The organism is Streptomyces sp. NPDC111656 (genome assembly GCF_055656965.1).
The window spans coordinates 59,192-83,459 of record NZ_JBVKCA010000034.1 but is presented as its reverse complement, the minus strand read 5'-3'; the positions used below and the strand labels follow the sequence as shown (position 1 = coordinate 83,459).

Sequence of the window (24,268 nt, the reverse complement as noted above, 5' to 3'; positions counted from 1 at the left end):
TCGAGCCCCAGCCGACCCTGTAAGTCTTGCCGCCGGTGATCCGCCTCGATCGGACCAAGTGGGCTGGCGTGGCTCCGCCCGCGACCAACGCCGACCCCTCACACTCCTCGACCCCGAGTCGCGGACGTCGATGCCGGGGCCCGCGTGGCCGCGCCGTCTCGTCTACGGTCGTCCTGCACGATCGCCGGTATGCCGCAGGGGGATGGATGAGGAGCACGGAGACGGCGCTTGCCGTTCTGGAGGCGCTGCGCGAGCGTGGGGAGGCGGCCGGGGACGGCCTGCATGGCTGGGTGCTGGATTCGGAGCTTCGCCCGCCTCAGCAGCAGAACGTGAACACTCTCGCTGGCCGGGGCCTGGTGGAGCTGGCGGGCCGGGAGGAGCGTGCGGAGTTGTCGGCGCTGGAGGGCCGGCCGGATCGCTGGGCCGCCCGGCTCACCGCGTACGGTCACGACACCCTCGCCTACGCCCGCACCCGCCCCCAGCCCGCGTCCGGGCCCAACGGACCGGGGGAGGGGCAGCAACTGATCGAGTTGATTCCCTCGCAGATGGCGGCGCTGCGTGTGTTCCTCGGCCTCGCCGCTGAACTCCGGGTGCCGCCGGCCGCCGGGCTTGCCGATCAGGTCCGGACGGCGTGGTGCGACCACGGAATGAAACGGTGGCAGCTGTATCTGACGGAGGAGCAGATCACGTCGGTGGCGTACGGGTTCTGGCTGCACCGGATGACCGGCTCCGCCGCGGAGGCCAACCGTTTCGCGCGCGAGTACGGCGCCGTCCACCAGCCGGGAACTGAGGATCCTGCGTTGCCGGGATGGCCGGGTGTTGTGTGCGGCGTGACGTGACTTACCGCTCGTGGGGGTGAGCCGGGGGTGAAGCGCCGGACGGGCCAGGGCCGGACCCACTACGAAGATCACTAACTGTCGGTGATCTTCGAAGGGATCTTCTGTGCGCCTTACCCGCTCCCAAGTCGTACTGTCCGTGCTCGTGGTCCTGCTCGCCCCCACTGCCGCTCACGCCACAGCGTCAGCCGACGCCGGCCGGATCGCTCCGGCGGCTCCGGGCGACAGCGTTACCCTGCCCGTCCGTGACGCCCTGCAGGCGCTGCCCGTGCAGGACGAGAGCCGGGCCGGCTACGAACGCTCGAAGTTCAAGCACTGGACCGATGCCGACAAGGACGGGTGCAACACTCGCGCGGAGATCCTCCTCGAGGAGGCCGTCACGGCGCCTGTGCAGGGGCCGAAGTGCGCGCTCACCGGCGGGTCCTGGTACAGCCCCTACGACGACCGGTACTTCGACAACGCCCGCCTCTTGGACGTCGACCACCTCGTGCCGCTCGCCGAAGCCTGGGACAGCGGCGCCTCCGCCTGGACGGCGAAGGAACGCGAGGCCTACGCCAACGACCTCGACGACTCCCGCGCCCTGATCGCGGTGTCCGCGGCCAGCAACCGTTCCAAGGCCGACAAGGACCCGAGCGAGTGGCTGCCCCCGTACGAGGGCTACCGCTGCCAGTACGTCACCGACTGGGTCGCCGACAAGACCCGCTACCAACTCTCCGTCGACCCGACGGAGGGAGCCGCGCTGTCCGAGGATCTGAGCCGCTGCCCGGACGTTCCGATCACCGTCACACTCGCCCGGTAGCACGCGCGAAGCACAAGGCCCCGGCATGGCGGGGGAGCCAGCCGGGGCCGTTGGCGGCCGCCTCCCGGCGGAGGGCTTCATGGCCTTCAGCTGGACGGTCGTGCCCATGGGGACGGGGGAGTCGCCCGTGGCCTTTTCCGCCGGCAGCTCCATCTTGAGAGTTCTGTCAGAACTTGTGCTTCTTCGCGCGGGCCCCTGCTCGGTGTGGTGGTACGCACGTGGGGCAGCATGTGCCCAGCCGCTGCCTGCTCGTGAGGAGCCACCATGCATTCCAGCCACCGCTCCGCCTCATCCGTGCTGCTCGTCGCGTTGTTCCTGGCGGGCTGCTCGTCCGTCTCATCCGGCGGCTCGACTGTGTCCCCGGCCGGGACGTCGGCTAGTTCATCGGGTACGGGCGCGCGGGGTGGGGGTTCCGAGCGGGAGATCGCCGTTGGGGCCGGTCCGCAGACCACATACATCGTCCAGAAGCAGCCTCCGGCGGGCAGTTGCCACTTCCGGTACGAGAAGGGGGAGCCGCTGGAGGATCCGGCGTGCACGCCGGGCGCGATCTCCCCGGCGGTCACGCAGGCGAACCTGAAGTCCACGATCTGCCGCAAGGGCGGCTACACCTCCGGCATCCGGCCTTCCACCTCCGTCACCGGCAAGGAGAAGGCGCTCAACGCCGCCTCGTACGGCTACAAGGGCCCCATGGGCGATGCCGAGTACGACCATCTGATCAGTCTGCAGCTCGGGGGTGATCCGAACGACGCGCGGAATCTGTGGGTCGAGCCGGCGGACCCGGGCCACAAGGCGGGCGGCGGGGTCAACAACCGGAAGGACCCGGTGGAGACGAAACTCCACACCGCGGTCTGCGCCGGGAAAGTCTCCCTGGCGGCCGCGCAGAAGGCCATCGTCACCGACTGGACCACGGCCCTCAGCACCCTCGGTCTCAGCTGAGAGGAGTCCCATCAGCCGCCACGTACGGCGTCGGCACATCACCGCCCCGTGCGAGCACCGGCCTGCCGTGCGGTGACCAGAGCGTGCCACCGCTCGCGGGTAGCCTGTTCGCCGGACTCCTCCGGCTGACGCGGCGCCCTCAGGAGGCTTCCAGCCGGACCTCACCGCGCCACCCCAGCCCGCCGGCGGGACACCACGGCACTCGGCGCTGCCCGTCGACCGTCCAGGCCGCACGGTCTTGTGACGAGGCTGTCGGCTTGCCCGCCCATGGAAACCGGGGTGCCGGTAAGACTCCTGTCACCGATCCTGCTGGCTTTTGCGAGCCCAGCGGGGCTGGCGGCTCGTAGGACGTCGATACCTGATGGAACGGCCACACGCTCAACCGCACCCGCCTCAGCCACCTTGCCAGCCTCGGCCTCTCCCTCGCCGCGTGGGCGAATGAGCCAGCAGGATCGTCACCAGCCGCAAACGGTTACGCTCTCGCCAATCATGCCCTTCGTCCGGGTGAACGGGGTGCCGTGCTGCAGTGGCTGTTCCATGGCTCCCCGGGGTCGGTTGAGATGCGTGCAGCGAGTGTGGGCCCGGCCTTGGCCGGACCCACACGACCATCAGTGCTGCATCCACCACCCGATGCCAGCAGCGACGAGCCCGGAGCCTGATGCCCAACAAGCACCTCGCACCAGGCTAAAGAGCGCGGCTCGCCACAGCTGACGGAAGGCGGGCTTGTTCTTTCCCATTCTCTTCCCCTCGAAGGTGATCTACGGCCCCAGCGGCCGAGTAAGGAGACGGTGCAAGCCGGGCACACGCGGTGTCCGAAAGGCCGGGCGCTGCGGGCAAACTTCTCCTACGCTCCAGGTCAGCCGTCTGCCCGCTGTGCCCGGGGCGGGCACAGCGGTGATGCGGAGGGATGAGATGCCGAAGTCGGCGAAGGCTCGCGAGCTGTACGACGCACTGCGGGCACTGGAGAAGAGGGCCGAGGCCGAAACCCGAAAGCGGAACGGTCGTCGCTACTCGCGACGGGCGGTGGCCCGTGCAGCCAGCGGCAGGGACTCATCTCTGGACAGACGCATCTGCGAATGGCTCCATGACGACTTTGACCAGGCGACGACGCCTGATCCGTCCAGCAGTGAAGAACTGGTGGCTGTGGTCCGGGTGTGGACCGAGATGGCGGGCGAGTCATATGTCGAGGGTCGCTGGAGAACCCTGATCGACGACGCCCAACCTCAGCGCTCACGCCCGGCCCACGGCACGGAGCGGGCTCTCCAGGGTGTTGCCCCCACCGATGTGGGGGATGCCGACCCGCTGGCTTCGTCCCTGCGTGTACTGGCCCACGCAGTGCGCAATCAATGGCACGAAGAGATCCGCGCGCGCGACTTGTACCATCCGTCGCCCCTGCCGGTGCCTCTGATCGCCACGTCCGGCCCTCTGTCCGGACGGACCGGCAGGGCGACTACATCGGCTGAACTCCTGGGCGCATCACCGGGCGGGCGTCTGGTAATCACCGGTCCCAGCGGATCCGGCAAGACGACCTGCGCCATGCTGCTCGTCGAAGCACTTCTAGAGGAGTCGCGCCCAGGAACACCCGTGCCAGTCCTGCTCTCCTTGTCATCCTGGGACCCGGAAGCCGAGGAGTTGCGCAATTGGGTCGCCCGTAGGGTCACCGAGGACTACCCCGGAGCCCTCACCGATATCGTGTCCGCCCGTCAACTGGCTGGAGGACGCAATCTGCTGCCCGTGCTCGACGGGCTCGAGGAGATCGCGGAGAGCAAGCGGTCACTCGCTCTTCGAAAGATCGCTGAAGCCTATGACAGCCGTGACCCGCTAGTTCTCACCTGCACGGACTCGGAGTTCAAAGCCGCGGTGGACGATGGCGGTTCGCTGACCAGCGCGTCAGTCGTGTCCATGCGCCCTGTGCCGCTCCAACACGTTGCCAACTACCTGCGCCCTGAAGCCGGGGATAATCCGTGGGACACAGTGCTGCCCGCACTCGCCGAGCGCTCGGGTATGGCGCGGATAGTGAGCAGCCCGCTGCTGGTGTCTCTGTTGCGCACGCATTTCGAGCTCCCAGGCCGAAACCCGGAGGAGCTCTTGAGCGAGAGCGAGTTCCCCGACGCGGCGGCTGTCGAGCACATGCTGCTGGACGACCTCGTCCTGGCGGCCTTCACGCCGCGTCCGGCCGGCACCCGACGCTGGGGCTGGTGGCGCCGCGCCGCCCGCACCGCAGGTGCTGACGGCGCACGGCAGCCGCGTTACTCCTGGCCCCAGCCCTTGGCCGAGCGGTGGCTCAACCAGCTGGCGCGGCGCACACCCGGCAACCAGCTGAAGTGGTGGCAACTGTACGAGTCCGTACTGGACAAGCTCCTGCACCAGGTACTGCTCGGAGCCATGGCGGGAGCGCTCTGGTTCGTCGCTGCGGCCCCCGCGGCGTGGCCTGTGCGGGAGCACGGCGTCGATCCGCTAGTCGGGCTGCTAGCCATGGCAGCGTTGTTCGTCGCTGTCACCTTCGGTATGTCGTTCGCAGCCTCTCCCGCAGCCCCTTCCCAGATGTGGCAAGGCATCGACCGCATTCCGGGGCGGCTGAGGCGGGCCCGCAGGCTTGTTGCCGTGTTCGGCAAGCACATGGCGATCGGATCGTCGAGCATCGGCTTCATCATTGCGTTGGGGTGGCTCTTGATGCACACCATTAACGGGAACTTACTTACCGCCGAGGAATGCAGACAGCAGGCCCATGACCGCGGTAGCGATACCTGCCTGATCCCGGGCATCGACTTTACAACGCAGGATGGTTCCCCCCTTGAGACCAAGCCTGAGGATGTCCCGAAACTCATTGACTGGCACGACTTCGCAGACAAGATCCCTCTTCTGATCGCTGCCTTCCTGGTAGCCGCTTTCGTAGTGTTCGTATACGGACTCCTAGCCTCGGCACCCGCCAGTGACTCCTTCGCCACGCCGCGTTCCTCCCTCGCAGGGGCCAGCAGACGGGCGCTAGGGACCATGATTCTGCAAGTTGTCGGCCTCATGGTGGCAGGCACTGTCCTGTATTCCTTCGTCCCTGCCTACTTCCGACTGTCTCGGGGCAGCCTCGGCTTCGGCACTCTCTTGATCGTGACGGTCGCGCTCTGGACGCTGTCGCGGTCGGCCTGGGGGCGATATCGCGTTGCCCACTGGTGGCTCGCCTTGCGGGGAAACGTACCCTGGCGCCTCATCACCTTCTGCGAGGACGCTCACCGGCTCAACGTGCTGCGCCAGGCTGGTTCGGCCTATGAATTCCGGCACGGGATGCTTCGGGAACACCTCGCACAGAAGCCATCGGAGCTTGAGCTGAAGGGCGGCCGTCTCACGCTTGCGGAGGCGACAACCGTGCCCCCCCGCCCTACGCAGTCAGCGGACTGACACAGGTCCGTTTGCGGCTGGTGACGATCCTGCTGGCTTATTGGGGTGTCTTTAACGATCGTGTCACCGGCCCCAATTGGGGCCGGTGACACGATCGTTAAAGACACCCCATGTTCGCGAAGGCCAGTTCCGTGCGGGTCAGGGTCGCGAAGGCCTGTCCTACCGCAACCGTGATGCCCGAAAATGTGTCTCTCATCCCGTGCTCGATGCTCCGGGGCGGGTGAGGTACCGGGGCACGGCGGCCTTGGGGGGACGGACATGAGCACTTGGGCGGTGCCGGGATATACCGAGTCGCTGGAACTCGGTTCGGGGGCGAGCGGACGGGTCGTGCTCGCCGTTCATGTGGAGACCGGGGTTCCGGTCGCGGTGAAGTACCTCAGCGACTCCTTGCGCACCCAGCCGGGCTTCGTGCAGGGGTTCCGCTCGGAGGCGCGGCTGCTGGGCGGGTTGGAGAGTCCGTACGTCGTCGGCCTGTATGAGTACGTCGAGAGCCCCGGCGGGGCCGCGATCGTGATGGAGCTGGTCGACGGCATCTCGCTGCGCACCCTGCTGATCAGGCAGGGCCCGCTGGTGCCGGAGGCGGCGCTCACCGTCCTCAAGGGCTCGCTGCTGGGGCTGGCCGACGCGCACCGGGTCGGTGTCGTCCACCGCGACTACAAGCCGGAGAACGTCCTGGTCGGCACGGACGGGTCCTCCCGCCTCGTCGACTTCGGCATCGCGGTGGACTCCGGCGTCAGCGCGGGCATCGCCGGGACCCCGGCCTATATGGCGCCGGAACAATGGACCGGCGCGCCCGCCTCGCCCGCCGCCGATGTGTACGCGGCCACGGCCACCTTCTTCGAGTGCCTGACCCGCCGTAAGCCGTACCAGGGCGAGAACTTCGCCGAGCTGGCACTACGGCACCTGGACGCGCCGATTCCGGTGGAGCAGGTGCCGGAGGCGGTACGGGGTCTGGTGGCGCGGGGCCTGGCGAAGAACCCGGCGGAGCGGCCCGCACACGCCGAGGAGTTCGTGCGGGAGCTGGAGGTGGTGGCGGGGGCGGCGTACGGGTCCGACTGGGAGGAGCGCGGCCGCGAGGCGCTCGCTGTGCTGGTTGCGCTGCTGCCCCTGCTGTTGCCGTCGGGGCGTACGTCCCTGGCCTCCACGACGGACTTCGCCCTGACGGTGCTGCGTCAGCCCTCCGCGGGAGGTCGGCTGCGGCCGTGGCTGCCGGGCCGGACGGGACTGGTGCTGTCGATGGCCCTGGTGCTGCTGGGCGTACTTTTGGCCTACGGTGTCCAGTCGGCCCCGGCCGTTTTCCCGCGCGAGGCGGCGCGGGCGCTGGCGACGAGCAGCGTGGGCCCCGGGGCCGACCACGTCGCGGAGTTGAGCGAGACGCCCACGCCGTCGGCCACCACGACCGCCCCAACGGCCCCCGAGTCACCCACCGATCCGGCCACGTCGTCGACCTCGCCTCCGCCGGTCGATCCGCCGCCCCCGGTGACCACGACCCCGACCACCCCCGACGTCGATCCCCCGCCGGTCGACCCCCCGCCGGCCGTCAAGGACATCGCGGCAGACCTCCAGACGACCAGCCCCACGACCGCCACGGCGACGTTGACGATCACCACGGACGGCCCCGGGCCGCTGACCCTCACCGTCGAGTGGTTCACCAGCGGCGAGCCCGGCGGGCCGCTCACGCCCGACGGCCCGCCGGATAAATTCAAGCGCAGCGGCGCGAGCAGCTACACCGTCACCGTCGAGCACGCCTTCCAGATGGATTACTGCTACTGGTGGACCGTGAAGGCGACCACCGACCCAGCGTCCGCTGACGGCGGCGCGACCGCGCAGTCGCAGCTACGTGTGTGTATGGCGGTGCCGCAATGACCACCCCCGAAGACCAGGCTCCCGAGGAGCCCACCCCCAAACTCCGCCCCACCGAGGCCGAGTACAGCGCGACGGTGCTGGCCAGCCACTGGTTCACGGGCCCGGACCAGGTGGGGGCCACGGCGACGGGGCCGGAGCAGGGGGAGCCCTCCGTGACGGTGCCGGTCGGGGGGTTCACAGGCCCGCGGTGGCAGGTGTCCCCCGCGACGGTGCCGGACCGCGTGGAGGGCACCGTCCTGCGCTTCGGCCCCGGTGTCACGGCGGCGGCCCACCGTATCCACAGCACGCTGCCCGTCACGCCCCCGCCCGGCCCACGCAGCAGCCTGCGCCGCTACGCGCTCCCGGCGCTGGTCTTCCTCTGCGTCCTAGCCTTCCTAGCGTGGCAGCGGCTCGGCCCCTCGGTGGAGGTACGCGACGTGTCGGTCACCGCCCGCCCGGCAAAGCTGGGCTGCGGCGAGACGGCGCAGATCCTTGCCCAGGTCACGACGAACGGCCGCCCGGGCACGTTCACCTACCGCTGGTTCCGCAGCGACGGCACGTCCTCGGACGTCCTGCGCGAACGCCTGCCCCGCGGCCAACGTCACGCCACCCTCAGCCTCCACTGGACCTTCAAGGGCAAGGGCCACCACGCCGGCCGAGCGGAACTCCGCGTCCTCACGCCGTCGATGCACACGGCGGTCACGAGGCTGACCTACGACTGCCGATGACCTCGCGGTGGCCAGTTCGGCCGAAGTGGCCACCGCAGTGGGCATGTTCGGGGCGTTTCCCAGATAGGGGTGCTTTTAACGATCGTGTCACCGGCCCCCAATTGGGGCCGGTGACACGATCGTTAAAAGCACCCCTTATTGCGTAGCCCGGTCGGCTGACCACTCGTTGTCCAGTCCAGCGGTCGCGTTTCCGTCCCCGACCGCAGGTGGGGTGTGAGGTGTCGATGCAGCCGCGGTCGTGGCCGCAGGTTCCGGAGTTGACCGCGCGGGTGGCGCGGGCAGTGGCGGCAAGAGGGCCGTATCCGTTGGCGATGCGGGTTCGTGATGAGCTTGGCGAGCTGTTCGCGGATGCCGAGTTCGCCGAGGCGTTCGGGGTGCGGGGGCGGCCGGGCTGGTCACCGGGGCAGCTGGCGCTGGTGACGGTTCTGCAGTTCGCGGAGAAACTCACGGACCGGGCGGCGGCGCATCGGGTGCGGTTCGGCATGGACTTCAAGTATGCCCTCGGCACGGAGCTGGACGATCCCGGCTTTGACGCCTCGGTGCTGTCCGAGTTCCGCACGCGTCTGGTCGGGCACGGCCTGGAGGAGAAGACGCTGGACCTGCTGCTGACGGCGTTGAAGGACCGGGGCCCTGGTGAAGGCGGCCGGGAAACAGCGGACCGACTCGACCCGTGTGCTGGCTGCGGTGCGTGATCTGAACCGGCTGGAGCTGGCTGGGGAGACCCTGCGGGCCGCGTTGGAGACATTGGCCTGCGCGGCACCGGACTGGCTCGCCGACGCCGTACCCCTGCGGCAGTGGGCCGAGCGGTACGGGCCGCGAATCGACTCGTGGCAGCTCCCTTCCACCAAGCCCAAGCGCGAGGAGTTGGCCCTGGTCTACGGCCGGGACGGCATCACACTGCTGGAAGCACTGCACACCCCACACGCACCGGCCTGGCTGCGGCAGCTCCTCGCCGTGCAGACACTGCGGACGGTGTGGCTGCAGAACTACCACCGCACCGTGACCGAGGCGGGGGCGGAGGTGACACGGCGGGAGAGCAAGGATCTCCCGCCGGGCAGGCTCCGGCTGGCCTCCCCCTACGACCTCGACGCGCGCCACGGCCTCAAGCGTCGACGATCTGCCGCAAGGGTGGCTACACCTCCGGTGTGCGTCCGTCCGCGTACGTGACGGGCAAGGAGAAGCGGCTCAACGCCGCCTTGTACGGCTACACCGGCAGCATGCGCGATGCCGAGTACGACCACTTGCTATCCGGCGTTGTAGCGACAGCGTGATCTGTCTGACCTTGTCAAACGTCAGCGGCATGCCGCTGACGTGAGGTCATGGGAGGCACCTCAGCATGGCACGGGAGGGTCATCTCGAAGCGGTGCTGGGTGGCAGAGATGACGGTGAGGCCGGAAATAGCGGCGCCGGGGGAGCGGAACCCTCCCCGGCAAGATCAACATGGAGATCATCCCACGCCGCTCAGCCAACGTGATTGTGACGACGCCGCTCCAGGCACCCCCTCGGTCTCGATTCCATGACGCTCCGGCTGCTCGGAGTAGCCTGCCCGCTGGACTGTCGGCGCGAGCTGGCGGCGTTGCCGGGGTCCAGCGGGGGTCTGGCGCGAACAGGGGGGTACGGGGAAATGAAGCGGCGCTGGATCAAGGTCACCACGATCACCACGGTGATACTGGCGGGTGTGGGCATCGCGGCGGACCGGGTCGCGGTGCACTACGCCGAGCAGGAGGCGGTCAGTCTCGTGCAGGAGAAGTACGGCTACGGCTCGGGATCCACCGATGGCTTCACGAACGTCGACATCCACGGCTTCCCGTTCCTGACCCAGGCAGCCGGCCGTGATTTCGACCACGTCACAGTGACCGCCGGGAGCTTCACGCTCAACACGAGTGCCAACGCTGCGGGCGACTACCTCAACGTGCAAGAACTCAGCCTCGACCTGCGCGGCGTGACCGCGACCTCGTTCACCGCCCGTAGTGCCGAGGCGAATCTGGTCACCGGACACCTGACGCTCTCTTACAAGGATCTGTCCGGCGTCATCACCCGGCTGCTCGGCAAGGGCGGCGCCCTCACCGTCTCCCCGGCACCAGGCGCCTCGCACGGGCAGGAGACTCGGCTCCAGATCACCGGCACCTGGGACGGCCGCCCTCTGAAGACCACTGGGGCCCTTCTCGCCCAGGGCAACGAAATCCAGGTCGCCGCCCCCGACATCGCCACCACCCCCTACGCCTGGCGCGTCGCCCTCCCCCAGAACACCGGATTCACCACAGCCCGTACCACCCCCAGCGGCGTCGACCTCGAGCTGACCGGACACCAGGTCATACTCGGCACCTCCTAGGACCACTCCCGGGTCTCCAGCTTGCGTCGGAGGCTGAGTAATTCGCCGTGGGCTGCGGCGATGGCGGCTTGCAGCTGCGCAAGTTCTTCGCGGTGCTTGCGGCGTTCGGTGGCGAGTTGCTGGGTGAGCCGACGAACCAGGGTGCTGGCCGCTGCTTCGGTGTCGGGATCGTGAAGAGCACCGCTGACTGCGGCGTTGCGTCGTGCTCGGCGGAGATCTTCGACTTGGGTGCGGAGGGTGGGGTGTCGGTTGATGAAGTCGGTGGATACGCCCGCCGCCCGGGCGATGGAGGCGACGCTCACGGGCTGCTGCGACGCGCGGGCGTGGCGCAGTGCTTTCTCGACGGCGGTCTCGGCTCGCTTGTGTCGCTGTTTGCCCGGCCTTTGCAAGGGCCTCGACGCTGCGGTTCATGGCGCCTCGGGTGTCGTCGTCAAAGTCTTCTTGAAGGCGTTTTTGCGGGGCGCGGGACCCCGGACGGCCGTGGTGGTGCCGTCGCTGTGGCGGATGCGCTCGATCGCCAGCAGGACGCCGTCCAGGGCGGCGATCTCTTCGCCGCGGCCGCGCATCCATCGTCGTCGGCGTCACCGTCGCGGGCGAACTGCGCTGGATAGTGCCAGCGCCAGGGGCGCTGAGCCAGTACCTTGCACGCCGCCAGCGACGTCAGCGGCACTCAATTGCAACCCCAGATGTCACTTGATCAGCCTGCAGCTCGGGGGAGATCCCAACGATCCCCGCAATCTGTGGGTCGAGCCGCCGGACCCCGGCCACAAGTCCGGCGGTGGGGTCAACAACCGCAAGGACCCCGTGGAGACGAAACTGCACACCGCGGTCTGCGCCGGGAAGGTCTCCCTGACGGCCGCGCAGAAGGCCATCGTCACCGACTGGACCACGGCCCTCAGCACCCTCGGCCTCGGCTGATCACCATGAGCTGAGGCCTGGACGCCGGTGTCAACGTCCCGCCGCCGGGGACGTTTTCGCCGACTGCCGTCGGTAAGGTCCCAGGCCCTGACGCGACCTGCGCTTTCTGTTGTTGCAGGGGTGATACGCGTGCTGTTGCGGTGCACCGTGTGCAGTTGTGATGATGGGCTGCATGCCTGAGCACGGGGGTGCGGCAGACGAGCCGCAGCGGATACCAAGGTCACGCCTTGCGGACTACACAGAGATGATGACGGGCCAGCCCGGCGAATCGGCGCCGGTGCGGGGGCCTTCGCAGGAGCATCGGGAGCTGGCCGCGCCGGATAGTATGCGGGTGAGGGCTCCGGAGCCCGCTCTCGATGACCCCGAAGTGGTGGCGCGTCGGCGTGAGTTCGCGGCGTTGCTGGGGGAGTTCCGGCGTACGGCGGTCCTGGTACCGCTCGGGGACGGGCCCGGCCCGGACGGCGAACGCGGCCTCCTGACCGCGGACTTGGGCGGCATCCGCTTCATCCTCGCCTTCTCTGACGAGCAGGCCCTGGCCCGCTATGCGCAGGTCCGCGGCGAGTACCGGCGCGAGTGGACCTATCAGACGATCCTCGGCGCACGCCTGCTGGACGTGGCGGTTCCGGCGGCCGGAGTGCCGTGCGGGGTGGCCCTGGACTGCGCGGACGGGGAGGACGGCATGGTCTTCCCGCCGGTGCGCGGCATCGTGCCCGACGATGCGGCCGTAGACCACAAGGAGGGGGAAGCGACATGACCGGCGACGGCGGCAAGGACCTGAAGACCGACGGACTCGGCCTGATCGCGAAGGGCCTGACCGAGGCCCTCAGCGAGCTGAAGGAACTCGGCATGGTCGGCACGGCCGGGGCCGGACGCGGCTTCGGTGACATCGCCCTCTCCGGCCTGGAACTCGGGCACGAGGGGCTGACGGGGGAGTTCAAGTCGTTCTGCGAGCGCTGGGAGTGGGGCGTGCGGTCGCTGATCAACGAGGGCAACGGATTCGCCGTCAAGACCGGCCTGGCCGCGGGCACGTACTACGAGACCGAGCAGTACGTCGAAGGCAGCTTCAAGATCGTCACCAACGCTGCGATCGGCAACCCGTACGCCTCCGAGGAGGAGGTCACCCGGCAGGGCTGGGGCGACATCGCCACTTCGGGCGCCCTCGGCGGCGTCGACTACAGCAAGGAGTCCTTCGACCGGGCGATGGACAACAGCGCCCAGGGCTGGAAGGACGCCGGCCGTGACGTCATGACCTCGCACACCGTGGGCCCGCTGGGCCTCAACCCCGAAAACCTCCACAGCGCCGCGGGCATGTCCGACGCCGAGTACAACAAGATGCTCGACGACACCTTCGGACCGTCCCCCGAGGCCCGCGCCCAAGCCGCCCAGCAACAGCAGGGTGGGGGCGAGGGCTGATGGGCGCCTTCGGAGAAATAGGCGATGGCCTCAAGGACCTCGGCGGCGACATCAAGGACGGCGTCAACGACGGCCTGGGCAAGGTCGAAGACGGCGTCGACTACGGCAAGAAGAAACTCGGCGAGGGCGTCGACTGGGGCACCAACAAGATCGGCGACGGCCTCGACTACGTCGGCCTGCACGACGCCGCCGACGCCGTCGAGGACTGGGGCGACGACGTCGCCTCCGACCTCGGCGCCACGCCCGGTGAACAGCAGCTCGGCCAGACCGAGGACGCCAACGAACTGCTCCACGGCAACCCGGCGAAGATCCGCGAGAGCGCCAAGCACCTCAAGGACTTCCACACCGCCTTCGACCATGTTAGCCAGGGCATGAAGAAGGTCGACTCCGGCGGCTGGAAGGGCGAGGGCGGCGACGCCTTCCGCGAGAAGTTCGGCCTCCACCCCACCAAATGGGCTCAGGCCGCAGACGCCTGCGACACCGCCGCCGGCGCCCTGGAGTCGTACGCCGACACCGTCAAGTGGGCCCAGGGCAAAGCCCAGGACGCCATCGACCTGTACAAGAAGGGCAAGCACTCCTCCGACGAAGCCGTCAAGGCGTACAACAAACGCGTCGACGCCTACAACGCCAAAATCAAGGCGAACCAGGACCCGGGACCGAAACCCGAGCCCTTCCAGGACCCCGGCAAGGCCGACGTCAAGAAGGCGCACGAGACCCTCGCCGAGGCCCGCAAGCAGCGCAACACCGCCGCCTCCGACGCCCAGACCAAGGTCAGGGCCGCCCTCGCCCACGCCCCCGCCGAACCCCCGCCGCTAAACCGCCTCGGCCACGACCTCATCGACGGCTACCAGGCGGTGAACACCGAGCTCACCCACGTCGTCGGCGGCGCCCTCAAAGGCACCGCAGGCCTGCTCAACTTCGCCCGCGGCCTCAATCCGACGGACCCGTACAACCTGACGCACCCAGCCGACTACCTGCAGAACGTCTCCATGACGCTCTCCGGGCTCGTCTCCACCGCCGCCCACCCCGAACGCGTCGTCCAGGCCGCCGTCGACGGCTTCAAGAAGGACCCCTCCGAGTTCATCGGCCGCCTCATCCCCGAACTCATCGGCACCAAAGGCGCCGGCCTCGCCCGAGGCGGGCTGCGGCTCGGGCTCAAGAAGGGCCTGGAGGAAGGGGCCGAGAACGCCGTGCGCCGGGAAGCCCGCGACGCGGCTGAACACAACCCGCACGCCACGTCGCGGCAGCCGGGTGAGCGGACCTGTGAAAAGGACCCGGTAGATGTTGCTACAGGCTGCGTGCTGCTCTCCCAGACCGATATCAGCCTGCCCGCGGTGCTGCCCCTTGTCTTCAAGCGTGAGTTCGCTTCGTCCTACCGCGCGGGCCGGTGGTTCGGCCCCTCGTGGTCCTCGACGATCGACCAGCGCCTCGAGATCGACTCAGAGGGAATCGTCTATGTCGGTGAAGACGGACTCCTGCTGACGTACCCGCACCCCGCCCCGGGCGTACCGACTTTGCCCACCCACGGCAGCATGCGCTGGCCGCTGGATCGCACCGACACCGGCTATCTGCTCACCGACCCGGACAGCGGACGCGTGTGGCACTTCGCGGACAACGGCGACGACCTCGCACTGCTCGAGCAGATCGACGACCGCAACGGGAACTGGACCCTCTTCGAGTACAACGACGAGGGTGCTCCACGCGCCCTCGTCCACAGCAGCGGCTACCGCCTCTCCCTCACCTGCGCGGCAGGACGCGTCCGTGCGCTCTCCCTGGCCGGAGCAGGCCCCGACGGAGCCGACCAGGAGGTACTGCGCTACGCCTACTCCGGCGAAGGCCATCTGACCGAAGTCACCAACTCCTGCGGCCAGCCCACGCGGTTCGGCTACGACGAGAAGGGGCGCATCACCTCCTGGACCGACACCAACAACCAATCCTACGCCTACGCCTACGACGAGCACGATCGCTGCACCCACCAGTCCGGTGAAGCCGGACACCAGTGTTCAGATTTCACCTACAGCCCCGCTGACGCAGCCACGGGGCAGCGCACGACCACCATCACCGACTCCTTTGGCCATGACACCCGGTTCGTTATCAATGAACGGGCGCAGGTGATCGCCAGAATCGATCCTCTCGGCGCCGCCACCCGCTTCGTGCGCGACCGCTGCAACCGGCTCCAACAGCACACGGATCCGCTCGGCCACACGATGAGGCTGGAGTACGACGTGCTCGGACGTCTCATCACCGTGACCCGCCCCGACGGACGCGCGGCACGCGCCGAGTACAACCATCTCGGTCTCCCCGTGAAGGTGGTCAACCCCGACGGCACCGTCATCCGGCAGAGCTACGACGACCGAGGCAACTGCACGGCGATCAGCAGTCCATCCGGCCAGATCACCCGCTATGCCCACGACGAGGCAGGTCGGCTCACCTCGGTTACCGACCCGATGGGCCACACCACGACCATCGCCAACGACCCTGCTGGCCTGCCCAGGGAAGTCACCGACCCGGCAGGGGCGGTGACCTGCTATGAGAGGGATGCATTCGGCCGACTCACCATGATCACGGACCCGGTCGGCGCCGTGAGCCGTCTGGAGTGGACACTCGAAGGCCACCTTGCCCGCCACGTCGCGCCCGACGGCTCGGTCGAGTCCTGGACGTACGACGGCGAAGGAAACTGCACCAGCCACACCGACCCCTTGGGCGGCATATCCCGGTATGAGTACACCCACTTCGACTTGCTGGCTGCGCATAGGGGGCCAGACGGAGCCCGCTACGAGTTCCGTCATGATACGGAACTGCGTCTGACCAGCGTCGTCAACCCACAAGGGCTGGACTGGAGTTATGAGTACGATCCGGTCGGCAACCTGACGGCCGAGACCGACTTTGACGGCCGTCGACTCGCCTATACGTACGACGCCGCAGGCAACCTCGCATCCCGCACCAACGCGATGGGCCAGGCCATCCGATTCGAGCGGGACTTTCTGGGGCAGCTGACCCGTAAGGATGCCGAAGGCCACATCACCGAGTACGCCTATGACCTCACCGACCAGCTGGCCCAGGCGGCCAGTCCCGAGTGCACCCTGACCCTGCTGCGCGATCGCTTCGGCCGCCTCCGCTCCGAAACCGTCAACGGCCGCACCCTTACCCACACCTACGACGAGTGGGGGCGGCGCATCAGCCGCACCACCCCGACCGGAGCCACCACCAGCTGGAGTTACGACGCAGCAGGGCGCCCTGCCCAGATGCTCACTGCAGGCCGCAGCATTGAATTCGCCTACGACGCCGCGGGCCGGGAGATATCACGCCGCATTGGTAGTGTCCTCACCTGGACCAACGCGTTCGACGCGGCCGGACGGCTCACAGCCCAGAGCGTTGTGGAAGGAGCCCGTCGCCAGGCGATCCAGCAGCGCACCTACTCGTATCGCGCCGACGGCAACGTCGTCGGCATCGACGATCACGTCGCCGGCCCACGCCGTATCACCCTGGACGCATCCGGCCGCGTCACCGCTGTGCAAGCAGCCAACTGGAGCGAAACGTACGCTTACGACGAAGCCGGGAACCAGGTCTTCGCCTCGTGGCCCCCGAACCATCCCGGGCACGAGGCCGCCGGTCCCCGCGCCTACACCGGCACCCGCATTACCACAGCCGGCACGGTCCGCTACGAACACGACTCTCTGGGCCGCATTACCCTGAGGCAAAAGACCCGGCTGTCCCGCAAACCCGACACGTGGCGCTACGAATGGGATGCCGAGGACCGCCTGGTCGCTGCAGTCACTCCGGACGGGACCCGATGGCGCTACACCTACGACCCCCTCGGCCGCCGCATCAGAAAGCTCCGCCTGGCCGACGACGGGGAAACAGTCCTTGAGCACACCGAGTTCACCTGGGACGGCGCCACACTGTGCGAACAGACCACCGTGTCAGCGCAGGTCCCTAATCCCGTCACGCTCACCTGGGACCACCACGGACTGCATCCGATCACGCAGACCGAAAGAATCACCGGCCCCGACACCTCGCAAAGCGAGATCGACTCCCGCTTCTTTGCCATCATCACCGACCTCGTCGGCACACCCAGCACACTCGTCGACGAGCACGGCGATGTCGCCTGGCAGACGCGGAGCACGCTGTGGGGGACCACCGCATGGGCCACCAGCAGCTCGACCTACACCCCCTTGCGGTTCCCGGGACAGTACTTCGACCCGGAGACCGGCCTGCACTACAACTACGCCCGCTACTACGACCCGGAAACAGCCCGCTACCTCTCCCCAGACCCGCTGGGGCTCGCGCCTGCCCCCAACCCGTCGTCCTACGTCCACAATCCGCACCTGTGGGCCGATCCACTGGGCCTCACTCCCTGTGAGGACGCTGCCAAGAACGCCAAGGACAACAAGACAACTCCGCTCGGCAAGGAAATCCCCACACGCGAGGAAGGCTCCGTCGGCAGCACAACCAACCACAAGTACAAGCAGACGTTCTTCGACGAACATCCAGGGCTCAAAGGCAAGGTCGTGGTCCACCACGCCATCGAGCAGCAGGTCCTCAAACGGTACCCGGGACTGTTCTCTGCAGACGAGATCCACTCCCTTGAAAACCTGCGCGGAATACCCAAGGGTGATATCAACAGCAGAGTTCACCTCAGTGAAATCCGTGTGTCCTGGAATGAGTTCTACAGAACTCACCCCAACCCCACACGGCAAGAGGTGCTCAATCAGGTAACTCACGTGGATGATATGCTTGGAAACTGGTTCAACCCCCGCATCAGATAGCCCCCAGGGAACGGAGAACGGGTCGCATGTGGCGCGAACTCGCCTCAGAATTTCCAGACGTAGAGTTGCAGGAGCCGGCAGACCCTGACGCCCTGACCGCCATCGAGGAGCAACTCGGCCAGACGCTGCCAGGACCCTTGCGTGAACTGCTGCTGGAGACAGACGGGATCGAAGCCGACTTCGGAACAGAGACCGTCTGGACGGCAGAGAAAATCCTCGAAGAAAACACCTCCTTCCGCAGCAACGAACAGTTCCGCAGCCTGTACATGCCGTTCGACGCCCTCATGTTCTTCGGCGACAACGGCGGCGGCGACCAGTTCGCATTCGTACGTACCCCGGACCGGGACGAAATCTTCGTATGGGACCACGAAACGGACAGCCGTACCTGGGTCGCACCGTCTCTGGAAAACTATCTCCGCAATACTCTGGGGAGCGACGGAGACGACTGGTACCGCTGACTTTCGCCCAGCCCCCCATCCGGCCAATCCGGCTGTGAATGAAGCAGACTGACGTCACCTCAGCGCGCTGTTGCTCAAATCGTCCCGGAGTAGCAGGCGGAGGTGAGCGTGTTGACCGTCCACAAAGCCAAGGGGCGTGAACGAGCGCGGGTGAAGATTGCCGACGACTTCACCCTGCCCCAGGACAGCGGCCGGTTGGACGTCACCAGACGGGCGAGTCCCGGCCCGATCGACGACGGCGAGGCCCGCCCCGCATACGTCCGTCATCCGTACCCGCCGCCGTCCTGACGGTGGAGGTCTGTCCTGGATTGGGTATCACCCTGCCACGCCCCTGCCACCGTCACCGCGGGCAAGGGACGGGCACACGTAGACCTTGCCTCACGGGGCGAGGCTGAATCAGAACTTAGACGTCATCTCATTTGGTTCGGTAGGCTGCCGGTCGTGGTCTCGATCGTTGAGCGGCTGGTGCCGGATGAGTTGTGGGAACTGTTCCAGCGGGTGGTCCCGGAGGCGCCGTCGCGGCCTCAGGGCGGTGGCCGGCGTCGGCACGGTGACCGGGAGGTGCTGGCTGCGATCGTGTTCGTGGCCACGTCGGGCTGTACGTGGCAGCAGTTGCCGTCCGCGTCGTTCGGCCCGTCGGGGGCGACCGCTCACCGGCGCTTCGCCGAGTGGACGAAGGCCAGGGTGTGGGCCAAGCTCCACCGGGTGGTCCTCGACGAACTCGGCGCCCGCGGCGAGCTGGACTGGTCCCGCTGCGCGATCGACTCGGTGAACATGCGGGCCCTGAAAAGGGGGAGCTGACAGGTCCGAATCCTGTAGACCGGGGCAAGTACGGCTCGAAGATCCACTTGATTACCGAGCGGACCGGTCTGCCCCTGTCCGCCGGAATCTCCGGAGCGAATCTGCACGACAGCCAGGCCCTGGTCCTTCTCGTGAAGGGCATCCCGCCGGTCCGGTCCCGCCGAGGCCCCCGGCGTCGCAAGCCCGGCAAGCTCCACGCCGACAAGGGCTACGACTACGCCCACCTGCGGCGATGGTTAAGCAGCCGAGGTATCCAACACCGCATCGTTCGCAAGGGAGTTGAGAGCTCACAGCGGCTGGGGCGCCACCGTTGGACCATCGAGCGCACCATGTCCTGGCTGGCCGGCTGCCGTCGCCTCCACCGTCGCTACGAGCGCAAGGCCGAGCACTTCCTCGCCTTTACAAGCATCGCCTGCACCCTCATCTGTTACCGGCGGCTCGCCCGCTGATGTGGGCTTGCAGAAGCTTCACCGCCAGGTCGTGGCCGTAGTGATTGGCCATGTCCATGGGGGTGTGACCGTCGGGATCCGCCAGCTGCGGGTCAGCCCCGAAGGCCAGCAGCACAGCGGTGGTATGCACAGTCAACGCCTGGCCGCTCTGCAGGGAGCCGTCGCCCTCGACGTCGATCGCGTGGGTCAGCAGTGTCATGTTGCTGAAGACCTCATCGGGATCGGAACCGTCGGCCAGCAACCGGGCCAGAGTCTCCGCATCCTCGTGCTCGACCGCGTGATGGGCGGGTGTCCAGTAGTCACTCACCGACGCATTCAACCGCCACCACAGCACGTCTGCCAGCCACTATCCACGCCACCAGTCGCCAATTGAGATGACTTCTTACGGGACATCGCTTATCTCGCCCCGTGACTCCGTGCTCTGCAGATGAGGGGGTCCGGGACCTTGTGCACGCCCGGATCGACGGCAGTGGCCCCAGGCTTCCTCGCCTGGGGCCACTGCGCGGACTTCGTCATGACCTGGGGCTGCTCCTACCCCTCACACTCGGGCGTCCTCGAGGCTCATGCATGCCTGCGGGATATGGGGACTGAGGCATGAGGGTATCCGGCATGAGGGTCTGAACGTAAGGAAAAGCATGTAGCGCTGACTTTCCGTCATGTCGCGACATCAGAACGACGTTCGACTGGCTACAAACAGCTTTCCCTACTTTTTCGACCGTTTCATGGACGTCTTGCCTTCGGTCCTGGTTCACCTCTTCTTTGTTTGACCGGGCCGCATACCTACTGTGTGATCTTCAGATACACATTATGAAGATCAGGTAAGAAGTCTGGGGTGGGGGATATGGGTCGGGGCGCTTTGCGCTGCCCGGGTGGCGGACGGGCCCGGCTGAGGGAGCGTATCGCCTCAGTCGCCGCGGTGACCGGGCTGTTGGCGGCTTTGCCCGTGCTGGGGGTGTCCGGCGCAGTGGCCGAGGCCCGTCCGTCGGACGGGACGGGCGCTGCGGCCGCGCTACGCGAGGCCGCAGCGTCGGGGGAGCGGGTGGAGGTCCTCGACGAGCGTGCGGAGTACTCCACGACCTACGCGAACCCGGACGGTTACACGCTCACGTTGGAGCAGTCGGTTGTGCCGGTGCGTGTGGCGCGGCCTGACGGTTCGTGGGCGTCACCGGATGCGACGTTGGAGCGGCGCGCTGACGGTGCGATCGCGCCCAGGGCGGCCGTCGCCGGCATCGCCCTGTCGCCCGGGGGCGGCAGTGACCCGCTGGTCACGCTGTCCGAGGACAAGCGGTCCCTGAGCCTGGGCTGGGCCGGGACGCTACCGAAGCCGGTCCTCGACGGCTCCTCCGCCACATACCCGGAGGTGCTGCCCGGGGTGGACCTGCGGATGACGGCCACCGTCGAGGGTGTGCGCCAGGTACTGATCGTCAAGAACGCGCAGGCCGCGGCGAATCCTGAACTGAGCAAGATCGAGTTCTCTCTCAAGACGGACGGCCTGACGGTCGCCACCCGCGCGGGCGGCGGCCTGGACGCGGTGGACGAGGACGGCAACACCGTCTTCCGCTCCCCGGCCGCCCTGATGTGGGACTCCTCCGGCGATGCTGCGGCCGTCCAGCCGATGCGCGCCGCGAACGAGGACGTCCCAGTGAAGGACGGCGACGGCGCCTCGTCCACGGACCAGGCCGCCGGCCCCAGCGACGGAGATGCCTCCGCGATGGTTCCCGTCACCGTCGACGGGAACACGGTCGCCGTCCAGCCCGATGCGGGCCTGCTCAGCGGCGAGGACACGGTCTACCCCCTCTACATCGACCCCGACGTCGGGCTGGGGGAGGACGAACGCACCGTGCTGTCCTCCGACGGCGACACCTTCTACAACTTCCCCGGCGGCGACGACGGCGAGGGCGTCGGCTACTGCGACACCTACGTGAGCGGCGGCTACGCCTACTACTGCGGCTCGGGCTACAAGCAGCGGATGTACTTTGAGTTCTCGCCGAGCAAGCTGGCCGGCAAGCACGTCCTGGACGCCACGTTCCGGGTGACGGAGCGGTGGTCGATGTCGTGCTCGAAGACGACCGTCGACCTGGTGCGCACCGGCAACATCTCCTCCTCGACACGGTGGCCGGGACCGACCTCCAACTGGGACACGATGGGCGACCGGACGGTCGCCGCGGGACGCGGCACGCTGTGTGACCCCGACCAGCCGGACGCCCCGATCGAATTCCACGACGACCCCTCGCAGAGTTACGAGAATCTGACGTCGACGGTGAAGAGCTTCGCCGACGGTGACATCTCCCGGCTGACACTGATGCTGAAGGCGCACAACGAGTCCGACCCCAACGGCTGGAAGCGCTTCGACGACGACGCCAACCTCTCGGTCACCTATGTCGGCGTTCCGGCCGTGCCGACCAACGCGGGTGTCGTCCACGGAAGCGGCATCACGTGCCGCCCGGCCACTGACCCTGACATCGTCGCCGACCCCACCCCGACGCTCAGCGCCCGACCGCAGACCGCCGCAGGCGGTGAGAGCGGCGCCCACCTGCGCGCCCACTTCTACGTCCAGAAGCAGGTCGGCAGCAGCTGGGAGTTGGCGACGGAACCGGTACGCCCCTCGCAGGGGGCCGGCACTGTGGGCGACAACGGCCTGGTCCAGTACCCTTCGCCGATCTCGCTGACCGACGGGGCGACGTACCGGCTGGCCGTGTTCACGCAGTCGCTGTACGGCAGCAACGACACCAGCCACCTGGAATCCCACAGCACGGTTACCACACAGGACTGGTGCTATTTCAAAATCGACACGACAGCCCCGCAGGGCGTGAACATCACCTTCGGCGCCCCCTACACCGAGTGCACCGACCACGCCTGCGCGCCCGCCGGCGGGCCGGGGACGAAGGCGCAGTTCACCTTCGAGCCACTGGCCGAGGACAAGGGCACGGTGACCAGCTACCAGTACCGGCTGTCGACCGACAAGGCATGGTCGACACCGATCAAGGGTGGGACGGTCAAGGAGTGGATTGTTCCCCGTCTGGCCGGGCTGCAGCAGTTGCACGTGCGGGCCAATGACGCCAACGGCTGGGGGGCCGAAAGCGTCGTCGAGTTCAAGGTCGACGAGGGCAGGGACGCAGTCGGACGCTGGCACTTCGACGACGCGGCGCCGAACTCGCCGGAGACGATCGCGGCCGACACCGGGACCGAAGGCGCCCGGCATCCTGCGACCCTCTACACCACGGGTGCAGGCTGGTCCTCGCTGGCCCGACGCGGTGACGGCGACCGGTCGCTGTGGCTGAACGACATCTCAGACCCCAACCGGCAGTCCGGTTACGCGGCGACCTCCGAGTCGGTGGTCAACACCCATTCCTCGTTCACCGTTTCGGCCTGGACCTACCTGTCGGACTCCTCTGACTTCCGCACCGTTGTGTCGGAGACGGGAAGTGACGAGTCCCACTCCGGGTTCTCCCTGTACTACTCGCCGGGTGTGCAGCGCTGGGTGTTCCTGTGGAGTTGGTACGAGGGAGGGATCCGCAAGTACCAGGGCGTCAACGCGGACGCCGCGGGGGTGCCGCTGAAGACGTGGACCCACCTGGCTGGCTCCTACGACGCCGACTCGAAGACGATCCGTCTCTACGTCAACGGACAGCTTCAGGCCACTACGGCCGTCCTGCCCGACGCGGCAGTCGCCGGATCCTCGGACGGGGCCCTGCAGTTCGGCCGGGTCTCCTACACCCCGGGCGTCTACCAGAACTACTGGCGCGGTCGGGTTGACGAGGTGGCCCTCTGGCAGCAGAAGTTGAGCGACGAACGGATCGTCAACGAAGCCCGTCTGTTGGAAGCAGACAACACGCCGGACGTTGAACTCGTTGCGGACTGGAACCCGGCCGGTGCGAGCGGCACTACCCTCGCCGACACCCTGACCGGGTACGGGCACAACCTCACACTCACCGGTGGGGCGAGTCTCGACGGTGAGGCCGTCGTCCTCGACGGCAAGAACGGCGCGGCCACGGCCGCCGGTCCGATCGTTGACGAGTCCGGTTCGTTCACCGTCATGGCGGGAGTGGAACTCGACACCGCGGCCATGGCCGCCAAGCCCGACGGGTATGTGGCCCAGGTCGCCGGCCAGCGCGGCACGGGCGGAGGTGCCGCGTGGGGCCTGTGGTTCGAGAAGACCGGGAGCATTCAGGATCCCGAGACCGACGCCCAGACCCCGGTCGGCGTCTGGCGTTTTGGCCGGCTGAACGCGGATGGCACGTGGACTGCCGTGGTCTCCGATCATGACACTCCCGTGTCGTCCAACAGCGTGACTCAGCTGACCGGTGTCTTCGAAGTCCGTGACGGTTCCACCAGCACCATCACCCTGCACCTCGGCGGCAACCGTAGCGGCGACGGCCTCACCTACACGGCCATCGCTGGTTCCGGTGAGTTCGCGCTCGGCGAGGCTTTTGTGAAATCCGCGTGGGGTCACTACCTCGAAGGCCGTATCACCAGAGTGCGGGTTTGGGCCGGAGCCATGTCGGACCAGCAGATCAACGACTACACAGGCGGCTCTGGTGCCTGACCGGGGTCTGTCCCGCTTCCTGTCTCACCGTTCCACTTCTGTCCG

General features: G+C 67.7%; 19 protein-coding genes and 1 pseudogene. 17 read left to right on the top strand and 3 right to left on the bottom strand.

The window, feature by feature from the left end:
- The first annotated feature begins 206 nt into the window (after positions 1–206).
- The 9 genes from ACZ7M3_RS48700 to ACZ7M3_RS48660 all read left to right on the top strand — a co-directional run bounded on the left by ACZ7M3_RS48700 (position 207) and on the right by ACZ7M3_RS48660 (position 10,869).
- Positions 207–839, top strand: a complete 633-nt coding sequence (locus ACZ7M3_RS48700) for a DUF6417 family protein (protein WP_472072685.1) — start codon at positions 207–209, stop codon at positions 837–839.
- 103 nt (positions 840–942) lie between these two features.
- Positions 943–1,635 carry an HNH endonuclease family protein gene (locus ACZ7M3_RS48695; RefSeq protein ID WP_472072683.1) on the top strand — a complete coding sequence of 231 codons (693 nt, stop codon included), beginning with the start codon at positions 943–945 and terminating at the stop codon, positions 1,633–1,635.
- Positions 1,636–1,899: 264 nt separating this feature from the next.
- Positions 1,900–2,571: a hypothetical protein gene (locus ACZ7M3_RS48690; protein WP_472072681.1), complete on the top strand. Its 672-nt coding sequence runs from the start codon at positions 1,900–1,902 to the stop codon at positions 2,569–2,571.
- 912 nt (positions 2,572–3,483) lie between these two features.
- Positions 3,484–5,964, top strand: coding sequence for an NACHT domain-containing protein (locus ACZ7M3_RS48685; RefSeq protein WP_472072679.1), 2,481 nt, complete (start codon positions 3,484–3,486; stop codon positions 5,962–5,964).
- 258 nt (positions 5,965–6,222) lie between these two features.
- A complete protein-coding gene (locus tag ACZ7M3_RS48680) occupies positions 6,223–7,830 on the top strand; it encodes a serine/threonine-protein kinase (protein ID WP_472072677.1) in 1,608 nt (535 codons plus the stop codon).
- The gene (locus ACZ7M3_RS48675; protein ID WP_472072675.1) at positions 7,827–8,537 is read left to right on the top strand and encodes a hypothetical protein; all 711 of its coding nucleotides are present in this window, start codon (positions 7,827–7,829) and stop codon (positions 8,535–8,537) included. Before ACZ7M3_RS48680 ends, ACZ7M3_RS48675 begins: the two co-directional genes overlap by 4 nt.
- A 224-nt stretch (positions 8,538–8,761) precedes the next feature.
- The gene (locus tag ACZ7M3_RS48670; protein ID WP_472072699.1) at positions 8,762–9,229 is read left to right on the top strand and encodes a transposase; all 468 of its coding nucleotides are present in this window, start codon (positions 8,762–8,764) and stop codon (positions 9,227–9,229) included.
- Entirely contained in the window at positions 9,222–9,704 is a 483-nt protein-coding gene (locus ACZ7M3_RS48665; protein ID WP_472072673.1) for a hypothetical protein, read from the top strand. Before ACZ7M3_RS48670 ends, ACZ7M3_RS48665 begins: the two co-directional genes overlap by 8 nt.
- 457 nt (positions 9,705–10,161) lie before the next feature.
- Positions 10,162–10,869 (top strand): LmeA family phospholipid-binding protein, encoded by a 708-nt coding sequence (locus ACZ7M3_RS48660; RefSeq protein WP_472072671.1) that lies wholly within the window; start codon positions 10,162–10,164, stop codon positions 10,867–10,869.
- Here ACZ7M3_RS48660 and ACZ7M3_RS48655 read toward each other — a convergent pair.
- Both ACZ7M3_RS48655 and ACZ7M3_RS48650 read right to left on the bottom strand, forming a co-directional pair.
- A complete protein-coding gene (locus ACZ7M3_RS48655) occupies positions 10,866–11,171 on the bottom strand; it encodes a hypothetical protein (RefSeq protein ID WP_472072669.1) in 306 nt (101 codons plus the stop codon). The two genes, ACZ7M3_RS48660 and ACZ7M3_RS48655, sit on opposite strands and share 4 nt — an antisense overlap.
- Before the next feature lie 105 nt (positions 11,172–11,276).
- On the bottom strand, positions 11,277–11,435 hold the full coding sequence (locus tag ACZ7M3_RS48650) for a hypothetical protein (protein WP_472072703.1): 159 nt from the start codon (positions 11,433–11,435) through the stop codon (positions 11,277–11,279).
- A 124-nt stretch (positions 11,436–11,559) separates the two neighbouring features.
- Between ACZ7M3_RS48650 and ACZ7M3_RS48645 the strand changes: the two are divergent.
- The 7 genes and pseudogenes from ACZ7M3_RS48645 to ACZ7M3_RS48615 all read left to right on the top strand — a co-directional run.
- A pseudogene (locus ACZ7M3_RS48645) lies at positions 11,560–11,787 on the top strand (hypothetical protein); the annotation flags it as partial.
- Between the two features lie 160 nt (positions 11,788–11,947).
- Positions 11,948–12,541, top strand: a complete 594-nt coding sequence (locus ACZ7M3_RS48640) for a hypothetical protein (protein WP_472072667.1) — start codon at positions 11,948–11,950, stop codon at positions 12,539–12,541.
- Positions 12,538–13,200: a hypothetical protein gene (locus ACZ7M3_RS48635; RefSeq protein ID WP_472072665.1), complete on the top strand. Its 663-nt coding sequence runs from the start codon at positions 12,538–12,540 to the stop codon at positions 13,198–13,200. The genes ACZ7M3_RS48640 and ACZ7M3_RS48635 overlap by 4 nt, the downstream gene beginning before the upstream one ends.
- A complete protein-coding gene (locus ACZ7M3_RS48630; RefSeq protein WP_472072663.1) occupies positions 13,200–17,969 on the top strand; it encodes a putative T7SS-secreted protein in 4,770 nt (1,589 codons plus the stop codon). The genes ACZ7M3_RS48635 and ACZ7M3_RS48630 overlap by 1 nt, the downstream gene beginning before the upstream one ends.
- A 26-nt stretch (positions 17,970–17,995) precedes the next feature.
- Positions 17,996–18,427, top strand: a complete 432-nt coding sequence (locus ACZ7M3_RS48625) for an SMI1/KNR4 family protein (protein ID WP_472072661.1) — start codon at positions 17,996–17,998, stop codon at positions 18,425–18,427.
- A 111-nt stretch (positions 18,428–18,538) separates the two neighbouring features.
- Positions 18,539–18,715, top strand: a complete 177-nt coding sequence (locus ACZ7M3_RS48620) for a hypothetical protein (protein ID WP_472072659.1) — start codon at positions 18,539–18,541, stop codon at positions 18,713–18,715.
- A 162-nt stretch (positions 18,716–18,877) separates the two neighbouring features.
- Positions 18,878–19,677 (top strand): IS5 family transposase gene (locus ACZ7M3_RS48615; RefSeq protein ID WP_472072697.1). Its coding sequence is split into 2 segments (ribosomal slippage): positions 18,878–19,217 and positions 19,217–19,677, totalling 801 coding nucleotides; the frame shifts between segments, so codons are not numbered across the junction.
- Here the strand turns inward: ACZ7M3_RS48615 and ACZ7M3_RS48610 are convergent.
- Positions 19,649–19,984 carry an ankyrin repeat domain-containing protein gene (locus ACZ7M3_RS48610; RefSeq protein ID WP_472072657.1) on the bottom strand — a complete coding sequence of 112 codons (336 nt, stop codon included), beginning with the start codon at positions 19,982–19,984 and terminating at the stop codon, positions 19,649–19,651. The genes ACZ7M3_RS48615 and ACZ7M3_RS48610 overlap by 29 nt on opposite strands.
- Before the next feature lie 645 nt (positions 19,985–20,629).
- Between ACZ7M3_RS48610 and ACZ7M3_RS48605 the strand changes: the two genes are divergently transcribed.
- Positions 20,630–24,223: a LamG-like jellyroll fold domain-containing protein gene (locus ACZ7M3_RS48605; protein ID WP_472072655.1), complete on the top strand. Its 3,594-nt coding sequence runs from the start codon at positions 20,630–20,632 to the stop codon at positions 24,221–24,223.
- Positions 24,224–24,268 lie beyond the last annotated feature (45 nt).

What these genes read in the sequence shown, in the direction of transcription:
- ACZ7M3_RS48625 (WP_472072661.1), top strand. Translation starts at nt 17,996, where the DNA reads ATGTGGCGCGAACTCGCCTCAGAATTTCCAGACGTAGAGTTGCAGGAG.
- ACZ7M3_RS48685 (WP_472072679.1), top strand. Translation starts at nt 3,484, where the DNA reads ATGCCGAAGTCGGCGAAGGCTCGCGAGCTGTACGACGCACTGCGGGCA.
- ACZ7M3_RS48650 (WP_472072703.1), bottom strand. Translation starts at nt 11,435, where the DNA reads ATGCGCGGCCGCGGCGAAGAGATCGCCGCCCTGGACGGCGTCCTGCTG.
- ACZ7M3_RS48660 (WP_472072671.1), top strand. Translation starts at nt 10,162, where the DNA reads ATGAAGCGGCGCTGGATCAAGGTCACCACGATCACCACGGTGATACTG.
- ACZ7M3_RS48640 (WP_472072667.1), top strand. Translation starts at nt 11,948, where the DNA reads ATGATGGGCTGCATGCCTGAGCACGGGGGTGCGGCAGACGAGCCGCAG.
- ACZ7M3_RS48700 (WP_472072685.1), top strand. Translation starts at nt 207, where the DNA reads ATGAGGAGCACGGAGACGGCGCTTGCCGTTCTGGAGGCGCTGCGCGAG.
- ACZ7M3_RS48635 (WP_472072665.1), top strand. Translation starts at nt 12,538, where the DNA reads ATGACCGGCGACGGCGGCAAGGACCTGAAGACCGACGGACTCGGCCTG.
- ACZ7M3_RS48680 (WP_472072677.1), top strand. Translation starts at nt 6,223, where the DNA reads ATGAGCACTTGGGCGGTGCCGGGATATACCGAGTCGCTGGAACTCGGT.
- ACZ7M3_RS48670 (WP_472072699.1), top strand. Translation starts at nt 8,762, where the DNA reads ATGCAGCCGCGGTCGTGGCCGCAGGTTCCGGAGTTGACCGCGCGGGTG.
- ACZ7M3_RS48630 (WP_472072663.1), top strand. Translation starts at nt 13,200, where the DNA reads ATGGGCGCCTTCGGAGAAATAGGCGATGGCCTCAAGGACCTCGGCGGC.
- ACZ7M3_RS48675 (WP_472072675.1), top strand. Translation starts at nt 7,827, where the DNA reads ATGACCACCCCCGAAGACCAGGCTCCCGAGGAGCCCACCCCCAAACTC.
- ACZ7M3_RS48690 (WP_472072681.1), top strand. Translation starts at nt 1,900, where the DNA reads ATGCATTCCAGCCACCGCTCCGCCTCATCCGTGCTGCTCGTCGCGTTG.